We start from the raw sequence: 16,742 nt of genomic DNA on the forward strand, positions 1-16,742 counted from the left end.
TGTCATGAAAATAGTCGCGCGTGTCGTCCTTCTGCTGGCCCTGCTGCTGCCCGCTTTTGCCGGGCGGATTTCCGCGGCGCCGCTGACCACCAAGTATTACAGCCTGGATCTGCCGCCGGACTGGGTAGTGGTCAACGGCCCCACGAAACAGAATGACGCGGTGCAGGTGCTGCTGGGCCAGAAGGACCATAAAACCTCGGCGGCCATCATTGTGGGGCCCGCCAAGCCGGGCGACGCCGAAAAGGCGGCAGAAACCGGCTCCCGACGCCTGAAAGGCAGCAAACCCGTGGCCCGCGACGGCCAGTTGCAGTTCAGCTTTGAGCAGAAAGGCATCAAGGGGTACAGCGTGGTGCGTGAAGATCCGATTTCCAAACTGCTGTTGGTGCTTATCGTCAGCGGCGACGTGCGGCAGGCGGATTTCATCTATAAAATGCGCGGACCGTATAAGGCGTTGATGCCCCGTCAGCCTTAGAGGGTGCCGCTAAAAAGCGGAAAGTTGTTCCGAACGCGTCAATGCGCCCCATCCGGCCGGATGGGGCGCATTGACGTTTCTTGAGAAAAAGGCGCTCAGCGAATGAAGTTGGTGGCTTCCCAGGGTTCCGGCGTGGGATGGTCGATCCCGGCGGCCTTGCCCGCGGCAATGCATTTGACCAGCCAGGCCATGTTGTCGCCCAGGGTGCGCATGATCTGGAGGCCTTCCTTGTCCTGGAGGGCCTGCTCCGGCGTATTGCCGTGGATGGAGTTCCAGTATTGGGAAGAGACCACGGGCATGCGGGCGATGGTGAAGTATTTGTTCAACCGGTCGAAAGAGGCGCTGGCTCCGCCCCGGCGGCAGCTGACCACGGCGGCCGCCGGTTTGAAGGCGTATGGCGCTGATTTCATGTAGAATACCCTGTCCAGAAAGGCGCACAGGGTGGCGTTGGGCCCGGCGTAATAGACCGGCGAGCCAACCACCAGGGCGTCGGATTCGCGCAACAGGTCAATGCCCTCATTGACGGGGTCGTCCGTAAAGATGCAGCGCCCGGTCTCCGCGCATTTGCCGCAGGCGATGCAGCCGCGCACGGCTTTATGGCCGATGTGGAGCATTTGGGTGGAAAGGCCGTGCTTTTCCAGTTGCTTCGCCACTGTTGACAGGGCCGTATAGGTACAGCCCTTGGGGTGTGGACTGCCGTTGATCAAAAGAACCTTCATGGAAATCTCCTTGCGATAGTGCTGGTACGGGCGGCGTCCGTTTTCGGGAAACGGTTCGCACGTCGATTATGAATCGGCATTCAGTTTACGGAATGACGGGACAAGGAGCAAGACGTCAGTATGCGTAATCCCAGGCTTGGACCCAGGGGCCGCTGTGGGGGATGCCTTCAACCACGCGGCAGCTTCCGGGCTGCCGGGCGGCGCGGCAGAAGCCCGCGCTGAGTTCCGGCGGCATGACCTTGTCGTCCCGGCTGCTCAGATGGCGCTGGGGCAGATTGTGCAGGGCCGGGGCCACGGCAAAGGGCTCCAGCGATTCCGAAAGCGGGCTCAGCCTGTGCCGTCCGGTCCAGGCCGAGAGATGCAGATTGCCCGCCACGCTGCCCAGAAAAACCACGTCCCGCCTCCGGGCCGCCAGCAGGGCCGCCGCGCCGCCCCCGCCGGAAAAGCCTACCAGCGCTACGCATCGAACGCCGCTGCGGGCCTTTGCCGCGCTGACGGCGGCGTCCAGGCTGCTGATGACCTCCTCGCTCAGACGGGCGGAAGTCCAGTAGCGCGTGGCGCAGTGGCGCAAGGCCTCGCCCCGGACATACTGGCAGGGCCGGGCCAGATAGAGCAGAGGCGCGGGCGAGGGGTCGGCCAGGGCCAGGCGCAGACCCACGGGATTCCGCGGAGAGGGATCGGCGGAAGGCCGGGTGCGGCTTTGCCAGGCGTGGCCGTCGCCCTCGATATAGACGCGCAGCATATCTCCTGTGCCGGGCCGGAACTGGCCGTAGAGGATAAAATACGGCGTGGGGTAGAGCGTTTCGGCAAAGCCCCGGGATGCGCCCAACGCGCGGGCCGCCTGCCGGGGATCGCGCCCGGCGCAGGCCTGAAGCTGGAGCAGGGCGAGCAGAAACAGGCAGAGCGCCGCCCGAAACGGGACATGCGGATGCGACAGGCGCGGCGGACCGGCGGCGGGCATGGCTGACACGGGCGCGGCCGGCCCCTCAGGCCGTCCGGTTGGCGCCGCTGGGCGGCAGATTGCGCAGCAGGGTCAGCAGGTCGTTCACCCCGTGTCGGCGGCAGGCCAGATAGCAGGATGTATATTCCCGATGGGTAAGCCGGGCGGCGAACACCGGGTATCGCCGATCGCGTTGGGCAAAGGGCAGGTCCAACAGCGGCCCCAGCGCAGGGTGGATGGGCAGCCAGAAATCCTCCTGCGGATGGATGTAGGCGCGGCGTGTTTTCGCCGGCAGACCGCCCAGATCCAGCAGCCGCAGCAGGCTGTCCGCCACATGAAAGAGCAGGCTTCTGCCCGGGTGGTTGACAGTGATGAAGAGCTGCTCCTCACGCCAGCGTTCACGCACGAGGGGGGCGCAGCGGATGGGGGCATCCGCCTCTTTGCCCTCCTCTCGCGCCAGGGATGCCTCGGCCACGGCGGCCACATCGCCCAGCAGGGCCGGATCGCCGCGCAGATAGAGGTTCAGGGCTTCTTCCGGCGCAAGGCCTTGGGCCAGCAACCGTTCCAGCAGGCTGTCGGCAAAGTCGATGCCCTGTGCCGCATTGGTCCAGAACGGCCAGTAGCCCTTGAAAAAAAGGTTGGGGATTTCAACACGCAGGCAGGCGGCGGGCAGGCGCGGCAGCATCTGCTCCGTGGACAGCGCGCCCCAGCGCGGGGCCAGACGCTGATACAGAAAGAGCGCGCACTGCTCCAGATCCGCTTCGGCGATGCTTTGGCGGGTGTAGTTTACATACTGCCGGATATGGAAATACCGGGCGAACGCCGGGGCGGTTTCCAGCAGGGGACGCAGGGCGTCGCCCTGGCAGTTGGCGTGTAGAAGGCAGAGGGCCTGGGGCATGGGGCATCAGCGGGCCGGAGGGTCACCCTCGGCCCATTCCAGATACGTGGCGCTCTGGCTGCCCTTTTCCGACACGCTCACGCTGACCAGACGCACGGCGCGGGCCTGCGGGTCCGGGCTTTCGGCCAGACGGGCGGCCATACTCCGCCAGATGTGGCGGGAGAGATTTTCCGACGAGGGATTGGTGCGGTCAAAGGGCGGCGTGTCGTTGAGCACGCGGTGGTCCAGCTCACGCAGCACGTCCTTGAGCGCGGTTTTCAGAATTTTGAAATCCAGCAGCAGCTCGGTGTCCGGCGTGAGATCGCGGCCTTCCACACAAAGCTCCACGCCGAAGTTGTGGCCGTGCAGATTTTCGCACTTGCCCTGATAATGACGCAGGGCATGCCCCGCGGAAAACTCGTCGCGTACCGTAAGACGCCAGCAATGCCGTGCCGTCATGAGACAATCCACCAGACCACCAGGGCCGAAATGATGACAACAATAATCGCCAGAACGATGCGGACGTTCTGGTTCCATTCAAAACCGGAAGTTTCGTCCTCCAGATCGGGATCGCCGGTGGAGGGAGGGCTGAATATGCGTTGCAGCCAGGACGTGAAAGACATGGTTCTCCTGTCGGGTGGAGGATAATTTTTGTGCTTCGCACATTACAACCCCAGCATAACAAGTGTCCGTTTTTTGTCAAAATGCCTGAGGAGAGAGGATATGCGGGGCAGACATTCAGCGCAGTTTTTTCAGGCAGCACCGCGCCGGCAGCAGGCTGAGCGCGAGGCTCAGAGGCAGGGCGAATGCCAGCAGCCTTGCGGCCGTCTCCCCGAAGGCGCAGGTCTCGCAACCGGATGCATATTCCACACTCTGACGCAGTTTCGGAAGGTACGGGTGCGCCAGAAGGGGAAGCCCTGCCGTGGAGATCACCAAGTATAACGGGGGGAGTTCGTAACAGGTAAAAACGACTCTGAAAAAGAGCCGGTGCGCCTTGCGGGCCGTATCCATCCTCCGGGCGGCCCACCAGATGAACGCCACGCCGCCCGCCGCCCCTCAGCAGGAGCCATCCCGGCAGGACATCCGGATTGACGGAAACATTGATGACCCCGCACAGGAACAGGGCCGCGGCGCTACGCGGTATTATGCCCAATGCCGCGCTATTGTTCAAACGCCATACAATGCCTATCTCCGCGGTATTCAAATTGATCGCCAGCCTGTCCCCGGTTCGAATATTTTGTAACATCGGCCTTCGGGACAGCATCGGCGTATCCTTTCCACCGCTGATGCCTTGGTTTTCCCCAACACAGCCTTCTCCGGACTTCCCAGTATTGCGCGCTTCCCATTCACGCGGGCAGCGTGGGCCATATCGTATTTCGCGAAACAGGATGCCCTAAAAACTTTTTGCCGTCAGCGGAGGGATTTTTCCAGCGGGTCGTATGCTGGCCGTATTCGGCGAAATACGAAAGGCGCATACGCGGACGCTTGTCGGGTATTTGATTAGTCTTCAAAATAATATTGCTACATTGCTTCTGCTTTGCCATGAGCGGAAAGAAATACGGTAAATACACGAAAAATCGAGTGCTGGTGCACAGAAAAAGAATATGGTGTAAGCAAATAAAATTGGTGTTGTCAGGAAGTACGTTAAATTGTGATGGGTATCAAGGATGCGGCGGCATCCGAATTTCGACATGGCAACGGCGCAATGGCCATATGCGTGGGCAAGCGCGGGAAAAACGAGGATTTCCGCCGGGAAGGGGGCTGAATGAAAAAGCGTATCCTGCTGAAAACAAATCTTCTTATTTTTGCTATAATCATTTTGGGATTCATGTGCATTTCGATTCACAATTATCAATACAACAGAAAAATTTTCAAACATGATATGGAGCACGTAGCCGTATTAACGGCTGAGGGCATATATAATCAAATAGATTCGATTTTTACAAAGCCCATCAATATCTCGCTGACAATGGCCAACGATAATTTGTTGAAAGACTTCCTCGCCAGGGAAGATCTGATGGCAAATGATGCGGTATTTTTGAAAACAATTAAAAATTATCTTTTGGCGTATAAAGAAAAATACAAATACGATTCTGTATTTCTGGTATCCACAAAAACGAGCCGCTACTATCATTTTGAAGGCATCAACCGCATCCTGACGCCGGATAATCCTGAAAATACCTGGTATTATTCCTTTCTCAAAGCTCCTGGCGAATATGCGCTGAATATTGACAACGACGAAGCGGCGCAGAATGAAATTGTCATTTTTATTAATTGTAAAATAAAAAACGGGGCAGGCGCTGTCATCGGGGTTGTGGGCGTCGGTTTTCGCGTTGATTACTTACAGAAAATATTCAAGGAATACGAAACGAAATTCGATGTAAAAGCCTTTCTGATCGACGATCAGGGCATGATAGAAATTTCCACTGATGAGACCGGATACAGGAAGATGGATTTGTTTGAGCAGTGTGACTTCAGCGCCCTCAGGAAAGAGATTCTTTCTGAAAAAGAAAAAAATCAATATTTCTGGTATGATGCAAATGGGCAAAAGGGCTATCTTGTGGCGCAATATGTGCCGAATCTGGGATGGCATCTGGTTGTTGACAACGACGCTTCCGTGCTCACGGAGCAGACCCGGCGGCAGTTTTTTTCAGGCATCATGGTCATTTTGCTGATAGTCGTGCCGGTGCTGTTTGTCATTACTTATATCCTGCGCAACTACAATGCCCGGATCACCAAGCTGGTCGTAGAGGAAGAGGAGAAGCACAGTTCGGTTTTTCAGGCCGAAACCGGCAAGCTCTATGAAAATATTTATGAAATCGATATCACCCACAACCGCGCGGCCAGCGAGGCCACCGAGGCGTACTTTGAAAGCCTGGGCGTGCCGCGAAATACGCCGTATGACGATGCCTTGCGGATCATCGCCCAAAAACAGATCAAGGCGGAATACCGCCAGGGTTATCTCGCCGCCTTCAGCCCGGAGAATATCCTGCGGGTTTACCAGGAAGGCGGCAACTGTCTGCGTTATGACTTTATGATCTCCAGTAATGCCGGATGCAGCTATTACTGGATGCGCATCACGGCCCGCATTTTTTACTGGGATGACGACGGCTCGGTGCGGATGTTTGTGTTCCGCCAGGATGTAGAGGAAGAGAAAGAACGCGAACAACATCTGGTTGAAAAAATGGAAAGCGATTCCCTGACCGGCCTGTACAACAAGGCGGCCACGCAGAAGCATATCCAGCGGCTCCTGCTGCAATATCCCGGCAAGGTTTTCGCCTTTTTCATTCTGGATATCGACGATTTCAAAAACGTCAACGACACCTGCGGCCATGCGGCGGGCGATATGGTCATTGCGCGTTTCGCGCGCATGCTGCGGAACGAGTTCCGGCCCACGGACATTATCGGCCGGATCGGCGGAGATGAATTTGTGGTTTTTGTGCCTGCGCCGTCGTGTGCATGGGCGGAGAAAAAAGCCCGGAACCTGGTGACGACCTTGCGCCGTGACTTTACGGACGGGGTGAAGACCTGCGCTATTTCCACGAGCATCGGCGTGGCCATGGCGCCGGAGGCGGGTACGGAGTTTGAAACGCTGTACAAGAATGCGGACAATGCGCTGTACCGCACCAAGCAGCACGGTAAAAACGGTTTTACCATCTACCGGCCCTGAGCCATACCGGCACGCCGCCCGGCGGGGTTCAGGAGCGGCTGAAAATAAAACGCCTGCCCGTACGTGGGCAGGCGTTGCCTTTCAGGAGAGCCGGAACCTATGAGGCCCAGGCGGCCAGGGCCTTGTCCAGTTCCGGTCCGGGCCGCACTTTGAGCGCGTTGTCAAGGCGCAGATGGCACTGGCAGCCGTCCAGGCAGACCAGGGCTTCGGCTTCCACCGGACCGGGATAGGTTTCCAGAATGTTTTTCAGGGCCAGCATGTCCTCGCGGCCCAGGCGGTGCGCCGGAATCTGCACGCAGACCGGCGTGTCGCTCTGGCCGCAGGCTTCGGCCAGGGACCGCACGCTCTGGCCCAGGAGTTTGAGTTCGCGCGGGGCGTCCTCATTGTTTTCCTCATCCGCATCCTGGGCGGCGTCGCCCTGGCTGTCCAGGCGGGCCGTAAGGCAGAGGGGCTGCTCGGCCCGGATCAGTTCGCGGGCCTCGGCATAGGAGCGGGGGAAAAAGGTCACTTCCGCGTGGCCGGTGAGATCTTCCACGCCCACAAAGGCCATGCGCTCGCCCTTGGACTTGGTGAGCACTTCCTTGATGGTGGTCACCAGCACCGCGCAGGTAATTTCCGCGCCGGGGAAGAGCTCGCGCGCGTCCTCCAGCGTGGTCAGGCGCAGGCGGCGGATCTCGCGGCTGTAGGGCTGCAGGGGATGGCTGGTAAGGAAGAAGCCCAGGGCTTCCTTTTCGGCCCGCAGTTTCAGGTCGTCCTCCATTTCCGGCAGCGTGGCTTCCGGGCAGTCCAGGCCCACGCCGGGCTGGGGCGCGGCTTCCACCACCGGGGCCATGGCCAGCAGGGAAACCTGGTTGGAACTCTTGTCCTTGGCCTTTTTCTGGGCGCGGGCCACCACAATTTCCAGGGCGGCCAGCATGCCCGCCCTGGAAACGTTGAAGCAGTCGCAGGCCCCGCCCTTGATCAGGGATTCCAGCACGCGCTTGGTGACCTTGCGCAGATTGACCCGGCAGCAGAGATCCAGCAGGGAGATGTAGTCGCCGCCTTCCTTGCGGGCTTCCACAATTTCGCGGATGGCTTCGTCGCCCACGTTCTTGATGCCGCCCAGGCCGAAGACCACCTGGCCGCCGTGGGCCGTGAATTCCCGCTGGCTCCGGTTCACCGAGGGCTGGACCACGTCGATGCCCATGTCCTTGCAGCAGGAGACATATTTGAGCAGTTTGTCCTGGTTGCCCATTTCCGAGGTGAGCAGGGCGGCCATGAACTCCACCTTATAGTGCACCTTGAGATAGGCCGTGAAGTAGGAGATCAGGGCGTAGGCCGCCGAATGAGACTTGTTGAAGCCGTATTCGGCGAATTTTTCCATCAAGTCGAAAATTTCGTTGGCCTTTTCCTTGGCGATGCCGTTCTTTTCCGCCCCGGCCACAAAGGTGACGCGCTCCTTGGCCATGGCTTCGGCTTTTTTCTTGCCCATGGCCCGGCGCAGCAGGTCGGCCCCGCCCAACGTGTAGCTGGCGATAATCTGGGCGATCTGCATGACCTGTTCCTGATAGACGATGACCCCGTAAGTGTCGCGCAGGCATTCGGTGAGCGAGTCGTGCGGATAGACCACGGGCACCTGGCCGTGTTTGCGCTTGATGAATTCGTCCACCATGCCCGAACCCAGCGGACCGGGCCGGTAAAGGGCCAGCATGGCGATGACGTCCTCGAAGCAGGTGGGCCTGAGCATGCGCAGATACTGGCGCATGCCCGAACTTTCCACCTGGAAGACGCCGTCCGTGTCGCCGCGCGCGTAAAGATCGTAGGTTTCGGCGTCCGTGAGCGGCAGATTGTCCAGATCCGGCGGAGTCTGGCCCTGCAGGCTGATGTTGTCCAGGGTGTCCTGGATCAGGGTCATGGTCTTCAGGCCCAGAAAGTCGAATTTGACCAGTCCGGCCTTTTCGGTCATGGGGCCGTCGAACTGGGTCACAAGTTCGCCGCGTTTGCCCAGATAGAGGGGCAGGTATTCCTCCATGGGCTTGTCAGAGACCACCAGCCCGGCGGCGTGGGTGGAGGCGTGCCGGGCCAGGCCTTCCAGGCGGCGGGCCGTGTCCAGCAGATGCCGGACCTGCTGGTCCTCCTCATAGAGTTTCCTCAGGTCCGGCTCCAGGTCCAGAGCCTTCTTGATGGTCATTTTGAGGTCGTCGGGCACCAGCTTGGCGATGCGGTCCGTCTCCGCGAAGGTCATGCCGAGGGCGCGGCCCACGTCACGCACCACGCCCTTGGCCTTCATGGTGCCGAAGGTGGTGATCTGGGCCACCGAGCCCTCGCCGTAGGTGTCCACCATGTGGCGGATCACGTCGCCACGGCGGCGTTCGCAGAAGTCCACATCGATATCGGGCAGGGAGACACGTTCGTTGTTCAGAAAGCGTTCAAACAGCAGATTGTAGGGCAGGGGGTCCAGGTTGGTGATGCGCAGGGACCAGGCCACCAGGGAACCGGCCGCCGAGCCGCGCCCCGGCCCCACCGGGATGCCGTGGTTCTTGGCCCAGTTGATGAATTCCTGCACGATGAGGAAATAGCCGGGAAAGCCCATTTCCAGAATGACGCCGAGCTCGTATTGCAGGCGCTCGCGGTAGCGCGCCGGATCAATATTTTCGCGATCCGGGTGCTTTTCCAGACGTTTTTCCAGGCCTTCCTCTGCCAGGCGGCGGAATTCGGACTCCATGCTGGCCCCTTCGGGCAGCTGGTAGACCGGGAAGTAGTGGTGGCCGAAATCCAGCTCCACATTGCAGGTTTCCGCGATGCGCATGGTATTGGCGAGGGCCTCCGGCACATGGGCGAAAGGCTTTTCCATCTCCTCGATGGACTTGTAGTAGAGCTCGCGCGTTTCAAAGCGCATGCGCTTGGGGTCGTCCATGGTGGTCTGGGTCTGGATGCAGAGCAGAACCTCATGGGCATCCGCGTCGTCGGCGTTGAGATAGTGGCAGTCGTTGGTGGCCACCAGGGGCAGGTTGGCGGTCTCCGCGATCTCCAGCAGGGCGTTGTTGACGACTTCCTGTTCGGCCAGACCGTTGGACTGCAATTCCAGGTAGAAGCGGCCGGGATAGATGTCCGCGTATTCCCTGGTCAGGCTCAAGGCCTTGTCCATGTCCTTGGCCAGGATGGCGCGGGGAATTTCGCCCGCGATGCAGGCCGAAAGGCAGGTGAGGCCCTCGGCGTAGCGGCGCAGCAGCTCCTTGTCCACGCGCGGCTTGTAGTAAAAACCGTCCAGAAAGCCGTGGCTGACCAGCTTGACCAGATTATGATAGCCTTGCTCGTTCTGGGCCAGGAGGATCAGGTGGTGACGGCGGCGCGCCAGTTCCGAGGTCTTGTCCGTATGATCGTGGCAGACGTAGACCTCGCAGCCGAAAATGGGCTTGATGCCGAAATCCTTGCAGGCCGCGTAGAAATAGGCCGCGCCGAACATGTTGCCGTGGTCGGTGATGGCGCAGGCGGGCATGCCGTAATCCTTGGCGCGGGCGCAGAGATCCTTGATGCGGATGGCGCCGTCCAGCAGGCTGTATTCGGTATGGCAATGCAGATGGACGAAATCGGACATGGGAGGCTCCTGAAAGAAGGGGTGCGCTCTGTCTATAGCAAATGGCGGAGCGGGGCTCAAGGCGGAGCGGACCCCCCACGGCTTGAGCCACTGTCTCCGGCAAGCTGTTTCAGCCAATGCCTCCGCAGGGAGACGACTCTGCGTGCGCGATGATCTGACCAGCGCCAATTTTGTTTCAATCCACGCCTCCGCACGGGAGGCGACCCGTATAGTTGACCGGCAGGATCGCAGGCGAAAGGTTTCAATCCACGCCTCCGCACGGGAGGCGACCGTCTGGCCGCCAACGGCTACGGCGTCGTCAACACGGTTTCAATCCACGCCTCCGCACGGGAGGCGACGCAGTCAGCCGCACTCCCGTTGCAAGGGGTGCGCCAGTTTCAATCCACGCCTCCGCACGGGAGGCGACTGTGTCCTTCTCGGCCTTTGCAATCCTCAGCTCTGGTTTCAATCCACGCCTCCGCACGGGAGGCGACAGATTCCCTGGAAGAGGCCGACGCCGTTCTGGCGGTTTCAATCCACGCCTCCGCACGGGAGGCGACAATCCACGCTGCGGGAAGATCTTATCGAGCGGCTGTTTCAATCCACGCCTCCGCACGGGAGGCGACTCTCCCTTGTGCCGCCGCCCGCCTTCCTGTAGGTAAGTTTCAATCCACGCCTCCGCACGGGAGGCGACTGTGACAGGCGTTGGCCTGCGAGGCTAAAGGATTTACGGGCCTGATATCGGGCATCTTGGAGGCATTCTGTCAGGAACGCTCATTTTTTTTGCACAACGACAAACTTTCATGTTATATTTCAAGATAATATACATATCGAGAACCAGCCGGGGAAAAGCCGTCAGCTTGAGGTTCCCGCATCAGAAAATAAGTGGGCCTTCTGGGTCGTAGCCCGGCTTTGCACCTAGGTGCTCTATCTTGCCTCGCCACGCACTGCCGAGGAAATAAAAGCGCAGGCTGTCCTTTTCCTGATTCATCTCATTGAGCAGCGCCGCGCGCAGCCTTTTCCACTGCGCCGGGTCCACAACGCATTCAAAGACAGAGAACTGCACGCGCTGTCCCCAATTTCCGCAATGCCGGGCGATGCGCCGCAACCGCCGCCGCCCCGCCGCATCTTCCGTATTGACGTCGTAGCTCACCAGAACAAGCATGCGTCACCTGATGACAAAGGGTGGATAGGCGTCCATCTCGCCCCGGATATACCGGGCCAACAGGCGCGCCTGCATATGCCAGAGCAGGCCTGCGGTCATGCGTTCGTTCAGAAAAGGATGCAGCACCTCTTCGCGTTTGCGCTCCTGGTAGGCCACCAGCACTTCCTTGCGGGCTTTTTCCTTCAGGAGGACCGCTCCGGACGCGGTTTGCTCAAAATCCTTCGCCCGGATCTGACCTCTGTTGACCAGCGTCAGCGCCAGCCTGTCCGCCAGAACAGGGCGGAATTCTTCCATCATATCCAGAGCGAGACTCGGCCGGCCCGGCCTGTCCCGATGCAGAAAGCCCACTGCGGGATCAAGGCCGACGCTTTCAATGGCCCCGCGCAGGTCCGCCGCCAGCAGCGTGTATAAAAAGGAGAGCAGGCAATTGATCTCATCCAGCGGCGGACGGCGGCTGCGTCCGGCAAAGTGTATGCCTTTCGCTTTGACGGAGACGAGGCGGTCAAAAACACTGAAGTACATTCCGGCGGCCTCGCCCTCCAGGCCACGGATTTCTTCAAGCGACCGCGCCTGGGGCAGACGTTGCAGACAGGATGTGAGACTTTCGCAGACTCGGGCCAGGCCGCCGTCGGCGTGGTTCTCGGGATGTTCTCTGGCCGCTCGCCGCAACACCGTGCGGCAATTGACAATCTTACCGGTGATGAAGGCGCGGGCCAAAGGAACCGCCCCCTCCGTGCTGTCCGTTTTGCGGTACTGCTCGCGCCGCAGCAGCACGTTGCCCGTGGTAGGCCCGTGCATTGAGGCCATGAAGCGCCCGTTTTCCGTGAGCCAGGACACGGCGACGCCGTTCCGGGCGCAATGGCCGAGCAAAAAGGAACTGCAAGTGACCTGTCCGAAGCAGACCAGCGCCCCGATGGTGTGGATGGGGATTTTGCCCAGTTCCCGGCCTTCCGCGCGCAGGCTGACGCACTCGCCGTCCTTGGACAGCCAGGTGTTTTGCGTTGTCACAAAAAGCGTGTTGAGGTGGCGTTTCATGGCTCACTCCACAGGGATTCAAGATAGTGCGCGGCCAGCGCGGGTTTTTCCACACATGAGGGCATGCAGGCATTTTGAAGGGAGCAGGCCGCGCAATGGCCCCGTTCTTCCGGGAGCGGCGTTTTGCCGTTATGGAAAAGTTCATGTACGGCCAGAGCAATGGCCGCGCTTTTTCGGCGCAAGTCCGGAGTGAGAGGCACAACGCTTCGGCGCCGAGGGCTTCCGTAAAAGATCGCCGCTTCGGGGATCTCCACTGACAGCATTTCCTCAAGACAGAGAGCCTGTGCGCAGACCTGCACGGCGTCGGCTTCCGCGTGTCCGTGCGGCGAGCCTTTTTTATATTCTACGGGATAGGGCTGCCAGGTGTTTCCGCAACGCCTGAATTCCACCACATCCGCCTTGCCGCTGACGCCCAGACTGGCGGAGCGCAGCGGCAGATCCGTCACAAGACGCACCTGGCCGCGCGCCGTGCTTTCCCCGCTGTGAGCGCGTTCGTGCATGAGCCGGCCTTCGGCGGTGTGGCTGTTTTCTTCCCAGATCTGTTCCAGGTGGATCAGCGCGCACTGACGTGGGCAATAGGCATAATGCTGCAATGCGGAAAGTGGCACAAAGTCCGCTTCGTCCATGGGCGGGCACTCCATTTCCTACAATTTTTCCAGAATCTCGACAGACTCCAGACCGTCGCGCCGCACCTGAACGTCGTAATCGCTGAAAGCTCTGGCCGGACCAGCAACAGTCCCGGAACCCTTGCGCGTTACCGTGACGCGCTCGAAAAGCGCATGTGCGGGCATGTTGCCCAGCCGGTTGGCATGTTTGAAGACAAGGAGTTTGCGTGAACTCATTTTTCCGCGCGCGGCGGAGTGATCATGCTCAAACATGGTGCGCAGCGCTTCCCAGAGAAGTTCGAGATCATTTTCGTCAAACCCGGTTTTTTCCGCAAACGGCGCGGAGATATAGCCTTCGGCCCGATAGAGGCCGTAGGGCACAATGGCTTTACGGCCCATGGTGCGCTCTTTTTCCAGATCCTTCTCATTGGTGACGGCCATGCGGGTAATGCTGACCTCCTGCGGCACAATGGGCTCCACGCTGCGGGCAAAGGCCAGTTGTACCGGGCCGCGCACCTGCCCACAATTGATTTCCGTGCTCATGACGGCCCCGAAGGCGCGCACGTCGTAAAAATTGGCGCACATCCAGGCCGTCACGCGGGCGGCGTCTTCCGCTTTCTTGGGCAGGCGTTTGCCGTTTTTGTCCGGCTCAAGGGCACAAGCCTTGTAGGCCTGTTCATGGCGCTGGTTGAGTACGGCCTTTTCCTGGATGTAGATATTGAAGCCTTTCTCCCCGTTTTTGGCCAGTTCCACGTAATTGCGGATCTTGCGCTTCAGACAGACGTCCGTGACCAGGCCGCAGCCGGTTTCCGGGTCAATGCGGGGCAGATTGCCCGCGTCCGGATCGCCGTTGGGGTTGCCGTTTTCCACGTCAAACAGCAGAACGAATTCATAACGGTTGGCAAGAGCGGACATGACTTACTCCTTTTCCTTTTTCTGATAATTGGCGACGCGCTGGTGGTAATAGCCGATAAAGAAATCTCCCTGTTCCGGCAGGGTCAGGTGGGGCGGGAAAACGTCGATGCCCCGCATGACCCCGGCTATTTTGTCTTCGTTATATTTGCCGTAGCCCGCCTTGCCGATATGGTGCTGGGCCAGGCGCAGCAGTTGCGGGAAGACCAGAAGCGGCGTAGCGGAAGCGGCGCCGATGTAGCGATCTTTGATGGAGGCGCCTACCGCGCCCACGGCGTCGCTTTGCGTTTTTTCCAGCAGGGCGAAAAGCCTGCCCAGCAGGTAGGGAGTGTCTTTGCGGTTGTCGTCAAGTTCCATGGTCCAGGCTCCTTGTGAGGGATGGTTGCGCAGCAGAAAGGCTTTGAGCAGCGCCGTGCGCAAATAGGAAATCTTCTTGTCCGCGCGGATGCGTTGCAAGACAATCGCCGGCAGATTTTCAGGGTAGCGGCCGCCTGAGAGAACCGCGCGGGACAGGGCGTCGCCCAGGCTGGCCGGAATATTTTCCGTTTTGCCCTGCGGGGCCAGCTCCCGCAGCAGCATCCAGAGCGGCGGCAAGGGAGGATCGCCCGCATACTGCGGCGCGAGGGCCAGATCGCGGTAATGGCGGCTGAGGTTGTTCAGTAGTTGCCCGAACGAGGAGATTTGCCACAGATTGACGCCCAGGCGGGCCTGGTTGGGCTTCAGGCCCAGCAGGAAAAAGCGCGTTTCCGCCTCACGCAGGGCCGCCAGATCGCTGTCCGCCGGTTTTTTCCCGTCACGCGCGGCGCGCAGGACAGCGCGCGCCCTGCCCAGCAGTTCCCTGTCTTCAGCCGTATCAGCGCCGCATTCCACTGCCTCGCCGTCCCCGTAGAGCAGGCAGGAGGCAAAGATTTTTTCCGCCGGACCGGGCTGCTCCGTCCAAAAAACGAGACTGGTGGAGCCCAGACGCAGGCAGTGCCCACTGTCCTTTTGCAACAGAAAGTTCAGCGCCGCAGTATAAGACTCGGCGGCCTCGCTGCTTACGGGGGCGTTGTAACTCTGGTTTTTTCCGTAGGATTCAAAGGCGTCGCAGTTAAAGGAAACCAGGGCCGCGCCGGTGGGGTTGGCTCCGCTGACGCCTTTGATAGGCGGATGAATGCGGGCGATGGGCGCGCTTTTTCCTGTCGCCAGACAGACGCCGGTCAGGCCTTTCTCCCCGGAGGGGCGGCGCTGCTCTTCCCAGATGCCGCGGATGTCCGGTTGCTCATGTAAAAAGCCCTGATCTCCTTCAATCTGAAATATACCGTTTTTGCCCAGAATAAGGTCACCGATGTCCAGACCGGCGAACATCTCGGGACGCCAGGCTTCCAGAAAGGCGGCCACGGCCTCAAGCCGGGCATTGCCGGTGTCACGGGCCAGTGCCGCGTGGGCCTGTCGGAAGGCGGCAAAGGTTTTGGCGCTGCGCTCGGCTTTGCCCTTGTTGTCCACTCCCAGCAGGTAGCCGGTATTGTCCCAGAAAAGATTGGGGCTGATGCCGGAGCCGGGCTGTTTTCGCGGCGAGGGCACCAGCATGGGCCGGGCTTTGCCCTTGTCGTCCAGGCGGGGCAGAATGTGCCGCAACTCGCCCTCGGGAGTGAGCACCAGCACAAAGCCGATCAGCTCGCGGCTATAGCCCGGACGGGGCAGTTCCGCATCCGTCTCTTCAAGCATGCGTTGATAAAAGGCCGCCAGTTGACTTAAAATCATGGCCGTGCCTCCCCGGATCTGCGCAGGCAGTCCGCCACGTCAATGACGCCGCCCACCAGGCGGGGCCGGTAGAAAATGGGTTGCATATTGCGGGCGAAATCCAGGTCATAGAGCATCCAGCCCAGATCGCGGGGCGCGTCGTCGGTCAGTTGCGAAGGCGGCAGGCTGCCCTCCAGCAGGGAAAAATGGGCGGGAAATTCCCGACAGCCCAGGCAGGGACGGTGAAAACACTGTCCGGTTCTGGCACGGCGGTTGAAAATGTCCAGATGCTTGCCCTCGTTGTCGCTCGGCCCGGCCTTGTCCGTAAGTTTAAAATGAGCTTCGATCACATAGGCCACCCGGCGCAACACCAGCGCGGCCCGCTGCTGGCGCACGTCTTCAACGGCGATATGCAGCGGACCGGATTTTTTCATGGCTTGTAACGCATTTTGCGCCGAACCTTTGCAGGCCAGCTCGTTACGGCGTATGGAATCAAAACAGACAGGATTCAGAATATGCAGTTTGTCAATAAACCAGCGTATGGCCGGCTTCCAGTGAATCGCTTCAAGAATGCCGCGTGCCGCTGACGGTGTTATAACCTCGTAAGACATGCGCTCTGATTTTGTCTCCGGTCGTGTGAATAATGCATATTCACCCCAGACATGCAGTGCTATGCCGTAGGCCATGCGTACCTCCTGAACATGCCGGGTTCCGGCGTTGCTCGTTTCAGAAATGCCCGCGCGCAGGTGCGCGGATGGCCGCTGTCTAGGCTCAGCCCTCATTTAAGGCAAGGCGGCAAGCCGCCAACGGCTGAAGCTCGTGGCGGGCGTCTGCTCACGCAGCCGCCGGAGCAATTTCACCGTGAAATTGCTCTAAGCCCAATAATTATTTCAATCCACGGCGCGTACTGATGCGCCGACCAGCTTTCACAGGCGCTGTTTACACGTCACGTTGCGCCGCCCCCTGCCTTCCTCCTTTGTTACGGAGGTGGCCTGTATACAGGCCGCCTCTCTTCCTGAGGACGCCGGCAGAAGAACTCCCTCAAGTTAGAAACCTGTAACAAGAATTT

14 protein-coding genes and 1 CRISPR repeat array are annotated in these 16,742 nt (G+C 59.8%); of the genes, 2 read left to right on the forward strand and 12 right to left on the reverse strand.

The annotated features are described in order from the left end of the window. Nucleotides 1–4: 4 nt before the first annotated feature. Nucleotides 5–472: a hypothetical protein gene (locus KH208_RS00695; RefSeq protein WP_291432977.1), complete on the forward strand. Its 468-nt coding sequence runs from the start codon at nucleotides 5–7 to the stop codon at nucleotides 470–472. A 95-nt stretch (nucleotides 473–567) separates the two neighbouring features. Here KH208_RS00695 and KH208_RS00700 read toward each other — a convergent pair whose 3' ends face one another. The 5 genes from KH208_RS00700 to KH208_RS00720 form a co-directional block, all read right to left on the reverse strand. Further along, nucleotides 568–1,191 carry a flavodoxin family protein gene (locus tag KH208_RS00700; RefSeq protein WP_291432979.1) on the reverse strand — a complete coding sequence of 208 codons (624 nt, stop codon included), beginning with the start codon at nucleotides 1,189–1,191 and terminating at the stop codon, nucleotides 568–570. A gap of 115 nt (nucleotides 1,192–1,306) precedes the next feature. Beyond that, entirely contained in the window at nucleotides 1,307–2,152 is an 846-nt protein-coding gene (locus KH208_RS00705; RefSeq protein WP_291433044.1) for a hypothetical protein, read from the reverse strand. Between the two features lie 25 nt (nucleotides 2,153–2,177). Continuing rightward, nucleotides 2,178–3,029, reverse strand: coding sequence for a WcbI family polysaccharide biosynthesis putative acetyltransferase (locus KH208_RS00710; RefSeq protein ID WP_291432980.1), 852 nt, complete (start codon nucleotides 3,027–3,029; stop codon nucleotides 2,178–2,180). 6 nt (nucleotides 3,030–3,035) lie between these two features. Further along, nucleotides 3,036–3,467, reverse strand: a complete 432-nt coding sequence (gene queD, locus KH208_RS00715; RefSeq protein ID WP_291432981.1) for a 6-carboxytetrahydropterin synthase QueD — start codon at nucleotides 3,465–3,467, stop codon at nucleotides 3,036–3,038. Beyond that, complete coding sequence (locus tag KH208_RS00720; RefSeq protein WP_291432982.1) at nucleotides 3,464–3,631, reverse strand: hypothetical protein; 168 nt, start codon at nucleotides 3,629–3,631, stop codon at nucleotides 3,464–3,466. Before KH208_RS00720 ends, queD begins: the two co-directional genes overlap by 4 nt. Before the next feature lie 1,142 nt (nucleotides 3,632–4,773). Between KH208_RS00720 and KH208_RS00725 the strand changes: the two genes are divergently transcribed. Next, nucleotides 4,774–6,678: a sensor domain-containing diguanylate cyclase gene (locus KH208_RS00725; protein ID WP_291432983.1), complete on the forward strand. Its 1,905-nt coding sequence runs from the start codon at nucleotides 4,774–4,776 to the stop codon at nucleotides 6,676–6,678. A 97-nt stretch (nucleotides 6,679–6,775) separates the two neighbouring features. Here KH208_RS00725 and dnaE read toward each other — a convergent pair whose 3' ends face one another. The 7 genes from dnaE to cas5c all read right to left on the reverse strand — a co-directional run bounded on the left by dnaE (nucleotide 6,776) and on the right by cas5c (nucleotide 16,359). Beyond that, the gene (dnaE, locus tag KH208_RS00730; RefSeq protein ID WP_291432984.1) at nucleotides 6,776–10,255 is read right to left on the reverse strand and encodes a DNA polymerase III subunit alpha; all 3,480 of its coding nucleotides are present in this window, start codon (nucleotides 10,253–10,255) and stop codon (nucleotides 6,776–6,778) included. A gap of 106 nt (nucleotides 10,256–10,361) precedes the next feature. Further along, nucleotides 10,362–10,928: a CRISPR direct-repeat array (repeat unit 32 nt; unit sequence GTTTCAATCCACGCCTCCGCACGGGAGGCGAC). A 180-nt stretch (nucleotides 10,929–11,108) separates the two neighbouring features. Further along, complete coding sequence (gene cas2, locus KH208_RS00735) at nucleotides 11,109–11,399, reverse strand: CRISPR-associated endonuclease Cas2 (protein ID WP_291432985.1); 291 nt, start codon at nucleotides 11,397–11,399, stop codon at nucleotides 11,109–11,111. Between the two features lie 3 nt (nucleotides 11,400–11,402). Further along, nucleotides 11,403–12,434 carry a type I-C CRISPR-associated endonuclease Cas1c gene (cas1c, locus tag KH208_RS00740; RefSeq protein WP_291432986.1) on the reverse strand — a complete coding sequence of 344 codons (1,032 nt, stop codon included), beginning with the start codon at nucleotides 12,432–12,434 and terminating at the stop codon, nucleotides 11,403–11,405. Next, nucleotides 12,431–13,060 (reverse strand): CRISPR-associated protein Cas4, encoded by a 630-nt coding sequence (cas4, locus tag KH208_RS00745; protein WP_291432987.1) that lies wholly within the window; start codon nucleotides 13,058–13,060, stop codon nucleotides 12,431–12,433. Before cas4 ends, cas1c begins: the two co-directional genes overlap by 4 nt. An 18-nt stretch (nucleotides 13,061–13,078) precedes the next feature. Beyond that, nucleotides 13,079–13,954, reverse strand: a complete 876-nt coding sequence (gene cas7c / locus KH208_RS00750; RefSeq protein ID WP_291432988.1) for a type I-C CRISPR-associated protein Cas7/Csd2 — start codon at nucleotides 13,952–13,954, stop codon at nucleotides 13,079–13,081. Nucleotides 13,955–13,957: 3 nt separating this feature from the next. Then, a complete protein-coding gene (gene cas8c, locus KH208_RS00755) occupies nucleotides 13,958–15,694 on the reverse strand; it encodes a type I-C CRISPR-associated protein Cas8c/Csd1 (protein WP_291432989.1) in 1,737 nt (578 codons plus the stop codon). Further along, a complete protein-coding gene (gene cas5c, locus KH208_RS00760; RefSeq protein ID WP_291432991.1) occupies nucleotides 15,691–16,359 on the reverse strand; it encodes a type I-C CRISPR-associated protein Cas5c in 669 nt (222 codons plus the stop codon). Before cas5c ends, cas8c begins: the two co-directional genes overlap by 4 nt. Nucleotides 16,360–16,742: the final 383 nt, after the last annotated feature.

The organism is Desulfovibrio sp. (assembly GCF_018379785.1).
In the GTDB taxonomy this organism is placed as follows: Bacteria; Desulfobacterota; Desulfovibrionia; order Desulfovibrionales; family Desulfovibrionaceae; genus Desulfovibrio.

Bases quoted from the DNA above. Each gene is read 5' to 3' on its own strand.
- KH208_RS00710 (WP_291432980.1), bottom strand. From the start codon at position 3,029: ATGCCCCAGGCCCTCTGCCTTCTACACGCCAACTGCCAGGGCGACGCC.
- cas7c (WP_291432988.1), bottom strand. From the start codon at position 13,954: ATGTCCGCTCTTGCCAACCGTTATGAATTCGTTCTGCTGTTTGACGTG.
- cas1c (WP_291432986.1), bottom strand. From the start codon at position 12,434: ATGAAACGCCACCTCAACACGCTTTTTGTGACAACGCAAAACACCTGG.
- KH208_RS00720 (WP_291432982.1), bottom strand. From the start codon at position 3,631: ATGTCTTTCACGTCCTGGCTGCAACGCATATTCAGCCCTCCCTCCACC.
- queD (WP_291432981.1), bottom strand. From the start codon at position 3,467: ATGACGGCACGGCATTGCTGGCGTCTTACGGTACGCGACGAGTTTTCC.
- cas4 (WP_291432987.1), bottom strand. From the start codon at position 13,060: ATGGACGAAGCGGACTTTGTGCCACTTTCCGCATTGCAGCATTATGCC.
- KH208_RS00725 (WP_291432983.1), top strand. From the start codon at position 4,774: ATGAAAAAGCGTATCCTGCTGAAAACAAATCTTCTTATTTTTGCTATA.
- cas8c (WP_291432989.1), bottom strand. From the start codon at position 15,694: ATGATTTTAAGTCAACTGGCGGCCTTTTATCAACGCATGCTTGAAGAG.
- cas5c (WP_291432991.1), bottom strand. From the start codon at position 16,359: ATGGCCTACGGCATAGCACTGCATGTCTGGGGTGAATATGCATTATTC.
- KH208_RS00695 (WP_291432977.1), top strand. From the start codon at position 5: ATGAAAATAGTCGCGCGTGTCGTCCTTCTGCTGGCCCTGCTGCTGCCC.
- cas2 (WP_291432985.1), bottom strand. From the start codon at position 11,399: ATGCTTGTTCTGGTGAGCTACGACGTCAATACGGAAGATGCGGCGGGG.
- dnaE (WP_291432984.1), bottom strand. From the start codon at position 10,255: ATGTCCGATTTCGTCCATCTGCATTGCCATACCGAATACAGCCTGCTG.
- KH208_RS00705 (WP_291433044.1), bottom strand. From the start codon at position 2,152: ATGCCCGCCGCCGGTCCGCCGCGCCTGTCGCATCCGCATGTCCCGTTT.
- KH208_RS00700 (WP_291432979.1), bottom strand. From the start codon at position 1,191: ATGAAGGTTCTTTTGATCAACGGCAGTCCACACCCCAAGGGCTGTACC.